Below are 14,265 nucleotides of genomic sequence, written 5' to 3'. Positions count from 1 at the left end.
GTTGGAACTGATGTCTGTGGTGGTGTACGCCGTGCTGACGATCGCGTTGTTCGCGATTCTCGGCCTGATCCAGCGCGGGGTGGAGCGGCTGTGATCGCCAATCTCGTCGGCCTGGTGCTCGCTGTCGCGGTGGCCGGGTTCATGGTGGCCGCGCTGCTGTTCCCGGAGAGGTTCTAGTGAGTACCACTACCGCGGGGATCGTGTTCGTCGTCTCCCTGATCGTCGCGCTGGCCCTGGTGCACGTGCCGTTCGGCGATTTCATGTATCGCGTCTACAACGGCACCAGGCATTCGCGGGTCGAGCGGATGGTGTATCGCCTGATCGGTGTGCAGCCGGAGGTCGAGCAGACCTGGCCGGTGTACGCGCGCAGTGTGCTCGCGTTCTCCGCGGTCGGCGTGCTGCTGCTGTTCGGATTCCAGCTGGTCCAGGGTGTGCTGCCGTGGCATCTGAACGATCCGGGCACCGAGATGACACCGGCGCTGGCCTGGAACACCGCGGTCAGCTTCGTCACCAATACCAACTGGCAGAACTACTCCGGTGAATCCACCCAGGGCCATCTGGTGCAGATGGCGGGCCTGGCGGTGCAGAACTTCGTCTCCGCGGCCGTCGGCATGGCGGTGGCGGTGGCGCTGGTGCGCGGTTTCGCCCGCAGGCACACCGGTGATCTGGGCAATTTCTGGGTCGATCTGGTGCGCGGGACCCTGCGCATCCTGCTGCCGATCGCGTTCGTCGCGGCGATCGTGTTGATCGCCGGCGGTGCGATCCAGAACTTTCACCTGCACGATCAGCTCGCGCAGACCGTCGTCGGCGGCGAGCAGACCATTCCCGGTGGGCCCGTGGCCAGCCAGGAGGTCATCAAGGAACTGGGCACCAACGGCGGCGGCTTCTACAACGCCAATTCCTCGCATCCGTTCGAGAATCCGGCGACCTGGACCAACTGGCTGGAGATCTTCCTGATCCTGGTGATCAGCTTCTCGCTGCCGCGCACCTTCGGGCGCATGGTCGGCAGCCGCAAGCAGGGTTACGCGATCGTGGCGGTGATGGGCACGATCGCGCTCGCGAGCGTGACGCTGACCAACCTGTTCCAGCTCCAGCACCATGGCACCGTCCCGACCGCGATCGGCGCGTCGATGGAGGGCGTGGAACAGCGCTTCGGCGTGGCGCATTCGGCCACCTTCGCGGCCTCGACCACGTTGACCTCGACCGGCGCGGTGAATTCCTTCCACGATTCCTACACCAGCCTCGGCGGCCTGATGACCATGTTCAACATGCAGCTCGGCGAGGTCGCGCCCGGCGGTGTGGGCGCGGGCCTGTACGGCATGCTCATCCTGGCGGTGATCACCGTGTTCGTCGCGGGCCTGATGGTCGGGCGCACACCGGAATACCTCGGCAAGAAGATCACGCCACGCGAAATCAAGCTGGCCGCAGCGTATTTCCTGGTCAGTCCGCTGATCGTGCTGGTAGGCACGGCGGTCGCGATGGCGATGCCCGGACAACGAGCGAGCATGCTCAACTCCGGCCCGCACGGCTTCTCGGAAGTGCTCTACGCCTTCACCTCCGCCGCCAACAACAACGGCTCCGCCTTCGCCGGGCTCACCGGCAACACCGAGTGGTACAACACCGCGCTCGGTCTGGCCATGCTGTTCGGCCGGTTCCTGCCGATCATTCTCGTTCTCGCGCTCGCCGGTTCACTGGCCCGCCAGGGCAGCACCCCCGCCTCGATCGGCACGCTGCCGACCCACCGCCCGCAGTTCGTCGGGATGGTCGTCGGGGTGACGGTGATCCTGGTCGCGCTCACCTTCCTGCCCGCGCTGGCGCTCGGGCCGCTCGCCGAAGGAATCCACTGATGACCACCTCTGTCACCGAAACACCCGGCCCCGCCCCGGCGCCGACCGCCAAACGCGCGGTGCCGCGCGGGGTGCTGGACCCGGCGTTGCTGCTGGCCTCGCTGCCCGAGGCGCTGCGCAAGCTCGATCCGCGCACGCTGTGGCGCAATCCGGTCATGCTCATCGTCGAGGTGGGCGCGGTCTGGTCGACAGTGCTCGCGCTCGCCGATCCGAGCTTCTTCGGCTGGGCGATCGTGGTGTGGTTGTGGCTGACCGTGCTGTTCGCCAATCTCGCCGAGGCCGTCGCCGAGGGCCGCGGCAAGGCACAGGCCGACACCCTGCGCAAGGCCAAGACCGATACCGTCGCCCGCAGGCTGCCCGGCTGGGCGCCCGGCGCGCGGGTCACCGAGGAGCGGGTCGCCGCACCCCAGCTGCGACGCGGCGATTACGTGGTGGTCGAGGCGGGCGAGGTGATCCCCGGCGACGGTGACGTGGTCGAGGGCATCGCCTCGGTCGACGAATCGGCCATCACCGGTGAATCCGCGCCCGTCATCCGGGAATCCGGCGGCGATCGTTCGGCGGTCACCGGCGGCACCACCGTGCTCTCCGATCGCATCGTCGTCGAGATCACCCAGGAACCGGGTGCCAGCTTCATCGACAAGATGATCGCGCTGGTCGAGGGTGCGAGCAGGCAGAAGACGCCGAATGAGATCGCGCTGAACATCCTGCTCGCCGCGCTGACGATCATCTTCGTGTTCGGGGTGGTGACCTTGCAGCCGATGGCGATCTTCGCCAAGTCGAACAATCCCGGCGTACCCGACAGTGCCGCGCTGGACGCGCACGGGATCACCGGGATCGTGCTGGTGTCGCTGCTGGTCTGCCTGATCCCCACCACCATCGGCGCGCTGCTGTCGGCCATCGGCATCGCGGGCATGGACCGGCTGGTGCAACGCAATGTGCTGGCCATGTCCGGCCGCGCGGTCGAGGCGGCCGGTGATGTGAACACGCTGCTGCTCGACAAGACCGGCACCATCACCCTCGGCAATCGACAGGCCGCGGACTTCGTGGCCATGCCGGGCATCTCCGCCGACGCGCTCGCCGACGCGGCGCAACTGTCCAGCCTGGCCGACGAGACGCCCGAGGGCCGCTCCATCGTCGTCTTCGCCAAACAGGCCTACGGCAAACGCGAGCGCACCCCCGGCGAGCTGACCGGGGCGAGCTGGGTGGAGTTCACCGCGCAGACCCGCATGTCGGGCGTGGATCTGGCCGACGGACGCAGTCTGCGCAAGGGCGCGGCGTCGGCGGTGACCGAATGGGTTCGCGGCCATGGTGGTTCGGTACCCGACGAGGTCGGCGCGATCGTCGACGGCATCTCCGCCTCCGGTGGCACACCGCTGGTGGTGGGCGAGCTCGTCGACGGGCAGGCCGAGTTGCTCGGCGTGATCCACCTCAAGGACGTCGTCAAGCACGGCATGCGGGAACGGTTCGACGAGATGCGCCGGATGGGCATCCGCACCGTGATGATCACCGGCGACAATCCGCTCACCGCCAAGGCCATCGCCGACGAAGCCGGCGTGGACGATTTCCTGGCCGAGGCCACCCCGGAAGACAAACTGGAGCTGATCAAAAAGGAGCAGGACGGCGGCCGTCTGGTGGCCATGACCGGTGACGGCACCAATGACGCACCGGCGCTGGCGCAGGCCGACGTGGGTGTCGCCATGAACACCGGCACCTCGGCCGCCAAGGAGGCCGGCAATATGGTCGATCTGGATTCGGATCCGACCAAGCTGATCGAGATCGTGGAGATCGGCAAACAGCTGCTCATCACCCGCGGCGCGCTGACGACCTTCTCCATCTCCAACGACATCGCCAAGTACTTCGCGATCATCCCGGCGCTGTTCGTCTCGCTGTTCCCCGGCCTGGACGCGCTGAATGTCATGCGGCTGGCGAGCCCGCAGTCGGCGATCCTGTCGGCGGTCATCTTCAACGCCCTGGTGATCGTGGCGTTGATTCCGCTGGCCCTGCGCGGGGTGAAGTACCGGCCGAGCAACGCTTCGGCGCTGCTGAGCCGCAACCTGCTGGTCTACGGCCTCGGCGGCATCATAGCGCCGTTCGCCGGCATCAAACTCATCGACCTCGTGGTCCACCTCTTCCCCGGGATGTCCTGATATGTCTGTGTTCTCGATGCGGAAATCCACCTGGATCCGCCAGCACCTGGCCGCGGTACGGGCGCTGCTCATGCTGACCGCCATCACCGGAATCGCCTATCCACTCGCGGTCTTCGCGGCGGGCCAGTTGCCCGGATTGAACGACAAAGCCGAGGGTTCCCTGCTGCACGCCGACGGAAAACTGGTCGGCTCCAGCCTGATCGGCCAAGCGTTCACCGACGCCGACGGCCATGCGCTGCCGCAGTATTTCCAGTCCCGCCCGTCCGCCGCGGGCGACGGCTACGACCCCCTGTCGACCTCCGCGAGCAACCTCGGCCCCGAGGACATCGTGGACACCGCCGACCGCACCAGCCTGCTCACCACCGTCTGCACCCGCAGCAAGGAGATCGCCGACCGTGAGGGGGTCGACGGTTCCCGCCCGTTCTGCACGAAAGACGGGGTAGGCGCGGTGCTCTCGGTGATCGGGCCGCGCGACGGCACCGGTGAGGTGAGCGCACCGGTGCGGGTGGTCAGTGTGAACGAGCTGTGCCCAGTCGAGCCGTTCGTCAGCAGCTACCTGGGTGTCCCGGTCGAATGTGCCGAACCCGGCGCCGATTACTCCACCGGCCGCATCGTCCCGATCCGAGGTGACGCACCCGAGGCCCCCGCCGTCCCCGCGGACGCGGTGACAGCGAGCGGCAGCGGCCTGGACCCGCACATCTCCCCCGCTTACGCCGCGATCCAGATCCGCCGGATCGCCGCCGCCCGGCACATCACCGAGGACCAGGTGCGCACGCTGGTCGAGACCCACACCGACGGCCGGACCCTCGGCTTCCTGGGCGAACCGCGAGTGAACGTCGTCGAACTCAACCTGGACCTGGACCGCACCTATCCGTTCCGGACCTGATCGGCACCCGCCGGTGGCCGTCCGGCGATACCGACCACTGCGCCGCCCGCCCGGTTCGTCCGGGCGGGCGGCGCTCACCTGCCGAGGCTCACGAGCCGTTCAGCTCGGACCGGTCGATGACGATCTCGCCCTCCTCCCCCGGCAGGATGAACGCAACCAGCGCCGCGGCCTCGTCAAGCACCGCCTGCTCGATGGCGGCCGTGAGTGGATGCCACGGCAGGATCCGGATCGTGGTGCCGTCCAGCAGCCACCGTCCGTGCACGAATCCGTCGACCAGATACGCCGGTATCCCGGCGGACGCTTCCTTGGCGGTGCGTTGCCGGTCCGGTTCGGAGATCACGCGGCGACGGTCCTTGTGGCCGAGCAGCGCGTTGTCGAAGGCGGGCAGGAAGCGCACCGGGACGGGGAGCTCGCCCGCGGCGATGGGCGCGTCCGGGACGTCGAAGAGTTCGCGGCCCTCCTCGTCACGGAAGACCCGCAGCTGCGGGCGCAGCCGGGCGATCACGGCGGCGAGGCGGGTGGTGCCGGACCAGGCTTGGATATCGGCGACCGTGGCGGGCCCGAAGCCGGCGAGATAGCGCAGCACGAGGGTGTCGAGATCGGCCTCGGCCAGCGGTGCGCCGATCCATTCCTCGGCGAGCCCCACGGTGACGTAGCGATTGCGCCAGCGCCCCCACGCCGCCGTATCGGCACTGTGCGCCAGCGGCACCAGCACCTCGACGGTGTCGGCGAGGCGGCGGGTGTGCCGGTCGGGGAAGTGCTCGGCGAGCATCTTGCCCAGTTCACCGCGCGCGAGCATCCGGCCGGTGAGCAGGCGCCTGCCGTGCGCGGCGAGCGCGGTGAGGTCGACGCCCTCGATCTCGTCGCGGTAGTAGGCCGCTTTCAGCAGCGAATCGACCCACGGCTGGAGGGTCGGGCGCAGCCACCGGTAGTCCTCGGCGGTGGCCAGATGCATGGTGCGGCGGATCAGAGTGGAACGCACCACCTTCTGTGCCCGCAGCAGTTCTTCGAGATCGGCATGCCGGAACCCGTTCACCCGCGCCCACAGCCCCACATAAGGCCAGTTCGGATCCTGCCCCTGTACCGCCACCAGATGCCGGATCACCTCGAGCGGCGCGTCGTCGACACGTTCGGCCAGCCGCTGGCGCACCAGCAACGTCCGATTCAACTCACGTAACGACAACTCCCGCATGGTCGTCGATTATGGCCGAACCCACCGACAGGTTCGGCCACCGAACTCATGGGAACGGACGGCACATCGACGGGTAGGCCAGATCCCGGCACGGCATGTTCCCGGCGGCCCGGATCACGTCTTCCCCACCGGCCTCGGTGAGGAACCGCAGGAAGCTCGCACCCAGCGAGCCGGGCGCGAAATCGCCGTAGCTGTAGGCGTACTCGATGCCCCAGAACGGATAGATGCGGTTGGCGGCCGCTTCCCTTGTGGCCCGCTGACCGTTGATGGTCACCGTCGCGACCTGCGTGGATTCGGCGGCGTCGGCGTGCTCGGCGTAGCCGATCGCGCCGGGTGTCTCGGCCACCGCGGCCAGCATGTCCTTGGTGACGGCCACATCGCAGCGGCCCGGTCCCGGCTCGCGGCGGATCTCCCGGCAGGTGGCATCGCGCGCGGGCGGCTGCTCACCATCGAGCAGCCTGGCCTCGAAGGTGCGGCGCGTACCGGACCCCGGATGCCGGTTGATCAGCCGCACCGGCAGATCCGCGCCGCCCAACTGGCTCCAGTTCTGCACCCGCCCGGCGTACAGATCGCGGATCTGCTCGACGGTCAGGTGCCGGATTTTCGTTCCGGGGTGCACGATGACGCTGAACAGCGACAGGGCCAGCGGCCGCTCCACCAGCTCCGGATAGTCCACACCCATCGGACCGTCGGCGATGGCGAGCAGTGCGGGATTGTCGTTACCCTCGGATTCCAGCCGGTTCATGCCCGGCTCGCTGCCCTCGAAGGCGAATTCGAATCGGGCGCCGCGGCAGCTGTGCTTGTAGACGTCGGCCGCCTGCCGTATCACCTCTTCGAAGGCTGTCGACCCGACCACGGTCAGCTTCCCGTCGGCGCATCCGAGCGGCGCCTTCCCGCGCTCGACCGCCGCGACGATGAATTGCGCGACGATCACCACCACCAGAAACGCGATGAGCGCGATCATGAACAACGGAATACCGGTCTGGCTGCGGGTTTCGGTGACCCGGCCGCCCTTGATCATGCCTTGCAACCGCGGCGGCGGATACTCCCCCGTACCCGCCGACCGTTGCAGGATGGCCAGGATCTTGTAATGGTCGGCCCGATTCAGGGGCACCCGGGGCAGGTCGATGATCCCGACATTGTCGGAGGTCTCCCGCACCGCGATGCCAGAGTCGGGTTCGAGCAGATCGCCGAGCGCGGGATCGCTGAGTTCGGTGACGGCCATACCGATCACCCGCCGCTGCGGGAACCGCAGGTGCAGCCCGGCGCGGCCGTTGTCGGGGACGCCGTAGTCGGCGCTGTCGAGCGAGGTGGCGCCGCTGTTCTCGATCCGCATCAGGACCACCGACAGGTCCTTCAGATCGGGGCTGGCCCCGTCGGCCTGCGGCCGCAGCTGCGGCAGCACACCGGGAAACACCGATTCGATCTCACCGGTGACCGGTGTATCCATCTGCACCCGGTAGCCGAGCTGTTTACGCCCGACGAAGACGAACTCCCACAGGAAGGCCCCGACCGGCACCGCGATACCGATGAGCGCGAGCACGATCTCTAGCGGAAAGCCGCCCACTGGATGTCCCTCCCCAACGAAAATGCGTGGCAATCATTTTCGGCCACGCCCGGCGCAATTCACCAGCGTCGGCCGGATTGTTCGCCAACAGTTAATCAAACTCCGCGCGCGATCAAGCCCCGGATTGTCGCGTCCAGGCCAGCAATTCGTCCACCGGACGGGTATTGATGACACGTTCGGGCGGCACTTCGTTGGCGACGGCGCGGGCACAACCATAGCCTTGCCAATCCAGTTGGCCGGGAGCGTGCGCATCGGTGTCGACGGCGAATTCACAACCGATCTCGACCGCGAGCCGCATCAACCGGCTCGGCGGGTCCTGCCGTTCGGGCCTGCTGTTGATCTCGACCGCGGTGCCGAAGCGCCGGCACGCCTCGAAGACCAGCTCGGCGTCGAAATCCGATTCCGGCCGGGTGCCGCGCCCACCGAGCACCAGCCGCCCTGTGCAGTGCCCGAGCACATCGACCAGCGGATTGGCCACCGCGTAGACCATCCGCTTGGTCATGGTCTCGCGGTCGTCGCGCAGCCGCGAATGCACGCTGGCCACCACGATATCCAGCTCCTTGAGCAGGTCGGGGTCCTGATCGAGGCTGCCGTCGTCGAGGATGTCGACCTCGATGCCGGTGAGGATGCGAAACGGCGCGAGTTCGGCATTCAGCTCCGCGACCACGTCGAGCTGACGCCGCAGCCGCTCTGCCGAGAGCCCGTTGGCCACGGTCAGTCGCGGCGAATGATCGGTCAGCGCACAGTATTCGTGGCCCAGCGCGGCCGCGGTGCGCATCATCTCCGCGATCGGGCTGCCGCCGTCGGACCAGTCGGAGTGGGTGTGCAGGTCACCGCGCAGCAGCCGCCGCAACGACCTGCCTTCGATGCCGATCGGTTCGGCGGCGGCGCGCAGCTCGGTCAGATACCGCGGCACCACACCGGAATACGCCTGCTCGATGACGGCGGCGGTCTTCGGCCCGATCCCCGCCAGCTCCTGCCAGCTGCCCGCCGCCTGCCTGGCGGCGCGTTCGTCCTCGCTGAGCCCGTCGACGATATCGGCGGCCCGTCGGTAGGCCTGCACCCGATGCGTCTTCGCCCGCTCCCGCTCGAGCCAGAATCCGATCTCGCGCAGTGCCGCCACCGGCCCCGGCACTGTAGCCGGGTCCGGTGTTCCGGTCGGATCGCCGTCCACCCCGGCCTATCGGATCCTGGCGTACTTCACGAAGGCCACCCCGTCCTCGAAGACCTGGCTGGTGATGACCCGGAACCGGGTCGGCTCGGGCAGCTTGGGGCCATCGCCGAAGAGCGAGCGGCCGCGGCCGAGCACGATCGGATAGAGCTTGAGGAAGATCTGGTCGATCTCCGGCAGCAGCACCTGGGCCAGTTCGCCGCCGCCGCACAGCCAGATGCCGAGCCCCTTGTCGCGTTTGAGTTCGCGCACCCTGGCCAGCGGGTCGGCCGAGATCAGCTCGACGGCCGGGTCCGGGCTTTCGGTCATGGTCGTGGAGACCACGAACTGACGCAGATGCGCGTACGGGCTGGAGGTGCCGGTGCGCACCCCGAAATCGTGGGTCTTGCGGCCCATCAGCACCGTATCGAAGTTGGCGTTGCGCTTATCGATCCCGAGCGCCTCGCGCACTTTGGTCGGCAGCGTCTCGGGGTACTGCGCCGTGATCGCCGGGCCGTGGTCGCCGCCGACCGGGAAGAAGTCGACCGACCCGTCCTCGGTGGCGATGAACCCGTCGATGGTGGATGCGACGTAGTAGGTGAGCTTGCGCATGTGTCCTTCCTGCACGGCCGGTGTCTCGGTAGAGCCGTATGCAGAAACGGTAGCTCGCTATCGGGTGCCGCGGCGAGGCTTCGGCTGGCATCGCGGACACGAATACGAGGAGCGGTTCATGAACTTCTCCCGCACGATCGGCGCACCGCAGCGTGGACACGGCCGGTCGGCGCGGCCGTAGACGGCCAGGGAGCGCTCGAAGTAGCCGGAATCGCCGTTGACGTCGACATACAGCGCGTCGAACGAGGTACCGCCGGCCGCGAGAGCATCACGCATGACGGCCGCGGCCTCGGTGAGCAGCGTACGCAGCACCGGTCTGGTGAGCCCGGTGGCGAGGCGGCAGCCGTGGATCTTCGCCCGCCACAGCGCCTCGTCGGCGTAGATGTTGCCGACGCCGGAGATGACCGTCTGGTCGAGCAGCACCCGTTTGATCTCGGTGCGCTTGGCCCGGATCGCGGCCACCACCGCCTCGGCATCGAAGCGCGGATCCAGCGGATCGCGGGCGATATGGGCGACCGGTTCGGGGATGCGGGTGCCGTCCACCTCCACCAGATCGGCCAGTGCCCAGCCGCCGAAGGTGCGCTGGTCGACGAAACGCAGCTCGGAGCCGTTATCGAGGGTGGCGCGGATGTGGGCGTGCTTTTCCACCGGCGCGTCGGCCGGGCGGATCAGCATCTGGCCGCTCATCCCGAGATGGACCACCAGCGCGAGGTCGGGGTCGTCGAAGGTCAGCCACAGGTATTTGCCGCGCCGTTCGGCGGCGGTGACGCGCAGGCCGGACAGTCGTGCGGCGAGGTCGGCGGCGCCTTCGAGATGACGGCGGACCGAGCGCGGATGGCTGACGGCCACCGCGTCGATGACATGGCCGGCCACATGGCCGGCCAGCCCACGCCGCACGACCTCGACTTCGGGGAGTTCGGGCACGTCAGGATTCTGCGGTGAGCGCCTGGTAGGCGGCTCCCGCGGCCTTCTGCTCGGCTTCCTTCTTGGATCGGCCGACGCCCTGACCGTAGGCCTGACCGCCGATCACCGTGGTCGCGGTGAATTCCTTGTCGTGGTCGGGCCCGGTCGAGGTGATCTCGTAGCTGGGCACGCCGAGACCGCGTTCGGCGGTGAGCTCCTGCAGGCTGGTCTTCCAGTCGAGCCCGGCACCCATCCGGGGGCCACGCTCGAGCAGGTCGGCGAACAGCCGCAGCACCACGCCGCGGGCGACCTCGATGCCGTGCTCGAGATGCACGGCACCCAGCAGTGACTCCATGCCGTCGGCGAGGATGCTCGGCTTGTCCCGGCCGCCGGTGAGTTCTTCACCCTTGCCGAGCAGCAGGTGCGCGCCGAGCCCGCCCTCGCCGAGACCGCGGGCGACCTCGGCGAGCGCGTGCATATTGACCACGCTGGCGCGCAGCTTGGCGAGCTCGCCCTCGGATTTGTCCGGGTGCTCGTGGTAGAGCCGTTCGGTGATGCTCAGCCCGAGCACCGAGTCGCCCAGGAATTCCAGGCGCTCGTTGGTCGGGAGTCCACCGTTCTCGTACGCGTACGAGCGGTGGGTGAGCGCGAGCGTCAGCAGCTCCGGCCGTATCTCGACACCGAGTGCGGCGAGCAGGCTCGCGTGGTCACCGGAGGGGCCGAGTTCGTCCTTACCGGCGGTCACGGCTGATCTGGTGCTCAGACCGCAGAGGTGACCTGGCGGCCCTTGTAGGTGCCGCAGGACGGGCAGGCGATGTGCGGCAGGGTCTTCTCGCCGCAGGCCCGGTTCGGGCAGGTGACGAGGGTAGGCGCGACAGCCTTCCACTGGCTGCGCCGCGACCTGGTGTTGGAACGGGACATCCGGCGCTTGGGAACGGCCACGACTACTTCTCCTCTGTCTGTGTCTCTGCCCGGTCGGCAGTGTCTGCCTGTTCGGCGGAACGGTCTGGGGTGGCGGCACCCTCATCGGGGCTGCCGGTGCTGGGTGAATCGGCGGCGAACTTCGCCAGCCCGGCCCAGCGAGGGTCAAGTATCTCATGCCCATGATCAGAACCCGCAATCGCCATCCGCACGCCGCATTCCGGGCACAGTCCGGCGCAGTCGGGCGTGCACAGCGGTTGCAGCGGGAGCTCGACGCCGAGGGCGTCGACGATAACGGGCTCGAGGTCGATGAGATCGTCGGCCATCCGGTACACCTCGTCCTCGGAGGTGGTCTGCTCGGTGGTGCTGTCGGGGTAGGCGAACAGCTCGGTCAGCGACAGCGCGATCTCGTCGTCGAACGATTCGAGGCAGCGCGAGCATTCGCCGACCAGCGACGCCGACACCGTTCCGGTGATCAGCACACCCTCGGAGACCGACTGCAAGCGCAGATCGAGCTCGACTTCGGTGCCGACGGGGACGGCGATCAGGTCGAGTCCGAGACGATCGGTCGTGGTCACCGTGCGGCGCAGCTCGCGCATCGACCCGGCGCCACGGCCGAGATTACGGATGTCGAGCACGAAACCCGCGTCGGACACCGGGTGTGAGCCGGTACGCGAACGCGAGGCGGAACCGGAACCGGCGGGCATAACGAATTCACCTTCACGATCAGGGGGAATGGGCAACCACTCCACAATACGCGACGGCATGCATCAGGCCAAAGTCGAGCCGATCAGCGCACCGTGCGGAACCGCGGCCCGCTCCGTCGAATGTGTCGCGGGGCTCAGCGGCGGTAGTCGGAGGCGTAGTCGGGCATGCCCATCCCGGTACGCAGCTGCTGACGGCCGCGGCCGACGATGCGCAGCGTGCCGTTGAGGGTCTCCTCGAATTCGGCGAGCTTGGAGTCGACGTAGTGATCGCACTCCTCGCGCATCCGGTCCGAATCGGCCTGCGCGGCGTCGATGAGCCGCGCCGATTCGGCGTGCGCGGCGCGCACCACTTCGGTCTGCGCGACCAGCCGATCCCGCTCGGCCTGGCCCTCGGCGACCGAGCGCTCGTAGGCGGCCTTGCCCGCCTCGATCATCCGCTCGGACTCCGCGCGGGCCCGTCCGGTGAGGGCCTCGTATTCGGCATTGCCGTCGGCGACCACCCGGGCGGCCTCGGCCTCTGCGGTGTCGACCAGATGATCGGCGTGCGCGGTAGCCTCGGCGACCATGCGGTCGGCGTGCGCTTTCGCGTCGGCGAGGATTCGGTCGGCCTCGGCTCGCGCGTTCTCGATGGTCTCGGCGGCCTGTTCGTTGGCGCCGGTCACCGCCGTTTCGGCGGCGTTGCGGGCATCGGTGACGATCTTGTCGCGGTGATCGAGAACGTCCTGGGCGTCGTCGAGTTCGCCGGGCAGGGCGTCCCTGACGTCGTCGAGCAGTTCCAGCACATCACCGCGCGGCACGATGCAGTTGCGCGTCGGAGGGATCCCGCGCGCCTCTTCGACGATGGCGACCAACTCGTCGAGTGCTTCGAATACGCGATACATGCTCACTTACCCCGCTCTCCAGATCGACGGCGAACTTCCGTCGTCGCCCAGTGTGCCCTTCGCCACGGCCTGTGCCGAGTCCCTTTCCGGTGTGTCGTGCCAGTGTCTCGCAGACCACAGAAATCAAGTGGAGTAAGGGCCTCCGCTTCGTGCTAAATTCGTTCCCGAAGCCACAAGATCTTCATAAGCGGACCGCAGGCACACCCTGCGACCGTGCAGTGAAGCAGGCCGACGAGCAGGACACCTCGACATCGACGTTGACAGGTTTCGTTTGTTCAGTACACACTGAACATGCCGTACACGAAGCCTGGCGTTCACGCCGGCGGGAAGGAATGCGAAGACCCTCGCAGTTGTCTTACCTGTTGGCTCACGTTCGATCGGAATGACCATGACCGTCCTGGAACTACCGCGACCGGCACTGCCCACCGCGCGCGTTCTCACGCCGCTGGCCGGGCCGTACCCGGATATGCGGGAAGCGTCGAGCAGGCGGCTGGGCCGCGCGCTCGGATACCTGCGCGGCGATCGGGCATTCCCCCAGCTCATCCGGTTCGCCCTGGTCGGCGGCTGTAGCAATATCGCCTACGTGCTGCTGTTCTTCGGGATGCTCGGCATCGGGCCGCTGGTGGCCAACGTCGTCGGCTCGGTCGTCAGCACGATCATCGCCAACGAACTGCATCGTCAGCTCACCTTCCACGCCGCCGATCGTGTCGGCTGGTTCACCGCCCAGTGGGAAGGCGGCGGGCTCGCGCTGGCCGGGCTCGGCATCTCCACCGCGGGTCTGGCCGCGCTCGATTTCTGGGCGCCCGGCCTCGACAGCACCTTCCAGGCGGCCGCTGTCCTCGGCATCACCGCCGCGGTCGGCGGACTGCGCTTCCTGGCGCTACGCGGTTTGGTCTTCTGAGTTCACACGTCCCACAGATTCGCCCCGGTGCACGCGAGTGGACCGGGGCGAATCCGTGAATGCGGTCAGCTCGCGCGTTCGGCGATCCGTTCCATGAGCCGCTTGTGCACCGCGGGCGGCAGCATGTCGCTGACGTCGCCGCCGTAGGTCGCGACTTCCTTGACCAGCGAGCTGGACAGGTAGCTCAGCGACGGGTTGGTGGCGATGAAGAAGGTGTCGACGCCGGCCAGCTTATGGTTCATCTGGGCCATCTGGAGTTCGTACCCGAAGTCGCCCGCGTCGCGCAGGCCCTTGACGATCGCGGTGATGCCCTCTTGCTTAGCGAAGTCGACCGTCAGGCCCTGCCACGACGCGACGCGCACGTTGGGCAGGTGGGCGACCGATTCGCGCAGCAGTTCCATGCGCTCGTCGACAGTGAACATGCCCTGTTTCTTGGGGTTCACGTTGACCGTGACGACCACCTCGTCGAACTGCGCGGCCGCGCGGGCGAACACGTCGAGGTGACCGTTGGTGACCGGGTCGAAGGATCCTGGGCACAGTGCTGCAGCCAT

Annotated in this window: 16 protein-coding genes; 6 read left to right on the top strand and 10 right to left on the bottom strand. The window is 67.9% G+C overall.

The features are described from left to right. Positions 1-10: 10 nt before the first annotated feature. From FEK34_RS07765 to FEK34_RS07745, 5 genes are read left to right on the top strand one after another with little or no spacing between them, the layout of a single operon-like run. Positions 11-94 carry a potassium-transporting ATPase gene (locus FEK34_RS07765; protein WP_081597376.1) on the top strand — a complete coding sequence of 28 codons (84 nt, stop codon included), beginning with the start codon at positions 11-13 and terminating at the stop codon, positions 92-94. Next, positions 91-177: a potassium-transporting ATPase subunit F gene (locus FEK34_RS31360; RefSeq protein ID WP_081597377.1), complete on the top strand. Its 87-nt coding sequence runs from the start codon at positions 91-93 to the stop codon at positions 175-177. The genes FEK34_RS07765 and FEK34_RS31360 overlap by 4 nt, the downstream gene beginning before the upstream one ends. After that, positions 177-1,847 carry a potassium-transporting ATPase subunit KdpA gene (kdpA, locus tag FEK34_RS07755; RefSeq protein ID WP_138447177.1) on the top strand — a complete coding sequence of 557 codons (1,671 nt, stop codon included), beginning with the start codon at positions 177-179 and terminating at the stop codon, positions 1,845-1,847. The genes FEK34_RS31360 and kdpA overlap by 1 nt, the downstream gene beginning before the upstream one ends. Then, the gene (gene kdpB / locus FEK34_RS07750; protein ID WP_138447176.1) at positions 1,847-3,994 is read left to right on the top strand and encodes a potassium-transporting ATPase subunit KdpB; all 2,148 of its coding nucleotides are present in this window, start codon (positions 1,847-1,849) and stop codon (positions 3,992-3,994) included. Before kdpA ends, kdpB begins: the two co-directional genes overlap by 1 nt. 16 nt (positions 3,995-4,010) lie before the next feature. Beyond that, on the top strand, positions 4,011-4,880 hold the full coding sequence (locus FEK34_RS07745) for a potassium-transporting ATPase subunit C (RefSeq protein ID WP_138447520.1): 870 nt from the start codon (positions 4,011-4,013) through the stop codon (positions 4,878-4,880). Between the two features lie 88 nt (positions 4,881-4,968). Here FEK34_RS07745 and FEK34_RS07740 read toward each other — a convergent pair whose 3' ends face one another. The 9 genes from FEK34_RS07740 to FEK34_RS07700 all read right to left on the bottom strand — a co-directional run bounded on the left by FEK34_RS07740 (position 4,969) and on the right by FEK34_RS07700 (position 12,813). Further along, the gene (locus FEK34_RS07740; protein WP_138447175.1) at positions 4,969-6,072 is read right to left on the bottom strand and encodes a winged helix DNA-binding domain-containing protein; all 1,104 of its coding nucleotides are present in this window, start codon (positions 6,070-6,072) and stop codon (positions 4,969-4,971) included. 46 nt (positions 6,073-6,118) lie between these two features. Further along, entirely contained in the window at positions 6,119-7,615 is a 1,497-nt protein-coding gene (locus tag FEK34_RS07735) for a substrate-binding domain-containing protein (protein ID WP_249358852.1), read from the bottom strand. Between the two features lie 136 nt (positions 7,616-7,751). Beyond that, positions 7,752-8,762, bottom strand: a complete 1,011-nt coding sequence (locus FEK34_RS07730; protein WP_249358850.1) for a PHP domain-containing protein — start codon at positions 8,760-8,762, stop codon at positions 7,752-7,754. Between the two features lie 57 nt (positions 8,763-8,819). After that, positions 8,820-9,401, bottom strand: coding sequence for a dihydrofolate reductase family protein (locus tag FEK34_RS07725; protein WP_138447173.1), 582 nt, complete (start codon positions 9,399-9,401; stop codon positions 8,820-8,822). 57 nt (positions 9,402-9,458) lie between these two features. Further along, the gene (gene mutM / locus FEK34_RS07720; RefSeq protein ID WP_138447172.1) at positions 9,459-10,325 is read right to left on the bottom strand and encodes a bifunctional DNA-formamidopyrimidine glycosylase/DNA-(apurinic or apyrimidinic site) lyase; all 867 of its coding nucleotides are present in this window, start codon (positions 10,323-10,325) and stop codon (positions 9,459-9,461) included. A gap of 1 nt (position 10,326) precedes the next feature. Continuing rightward, positions 10,327-11,049 (bottom strand): ribonuclease III, encoded by a 723-nt coding sequence (rnc, locus tag FEK34_RS07715; protein WP_014352117.1) that lies wholly within the window; start codon positions 11,047-11,049, stop codon positions 10,327-10,329. 14 nt (positions 11,050-11,063) lie between these two features. Beyond that, positions 11,064-11,246, bottom strand: a complete 183-nt coding sequence (gene rpmF / locus FEK34_RS07710; RefSeq protein WP_138447171.1) for a 50S ribosomal protein L32 — start codon at positions 11,244-11,246, stop codon at positions 11,064-11,066. Positions 11,247-11,248: 2 nt separating this feature from the next. Further along, positions 11,249-11,932 (bottom strand): YceD family protein, encoded by a 684-nt coding sequence (locus FEK34_RS07705; protein ID WP_138447170.1) that lies wholly within the window; start codon positions 11,930-11,932, stop codon positions 11,249-11,251. 134 nt (positions 11,933-12,066) lie between these two features. Next, the gene (locus FEK34_RS07700; protein ID WP_130919605.1) at positions 12,067-12,813 is read right to left on the bottom strand and encodes a DivIVA domain-containing protein; all 747 of its coding nucleotides are present in this window, start codon (positions 12,811-12,813) and stop codon (positions 12,067-12,069) included. A 388-nt stretch (positions 12,814-13,201) separates the two neighbouring features. Between FEK34_RS07700 and FEK34_RS07695 the strand changes: the two genes are divergently transcribed. Next, positions 13,202-13,714, top strand: coding sequence for a GtrA family protein (locus FEK34_RS07695; RefSeq protein WP_171048119.1), 513 nt, complete (start codon positions 13,202-13,204; stop codon positions 13,712-13,714). A gap of 65 nt (positions 13,715-13,779) precedes the next feature. On the opposite strand, the gene coaD is transcribed toward FEK34_RS07695, so the two are convergent. After that, positions 13,780-14,265, bottom strand: a complete 486-nt coding sequence (coaD, locus tag FEK34_RS07690; RefSeq protein WP_138447168.1) for a pantetheine-phosphate adenylyltransferase — start codon at positions 14,263-14,265, stop codon at positions 13,780-13,782.

This window comes from Nocardia cyriacigeorgica (genome assembly GCF_005863245.1).
GTDB lineage: Bacteria > Actinomycetota > Actinomycetes > Mycobacteriales > Mycobacteriaceae > Nocardia > Nocardia cyriacigeorgica_C.
The sequence above is the reverse complement of the archived record's forward strand: the minus strand, read 5'-3'. Positions and strand labels throughout refer to the sequence as shown.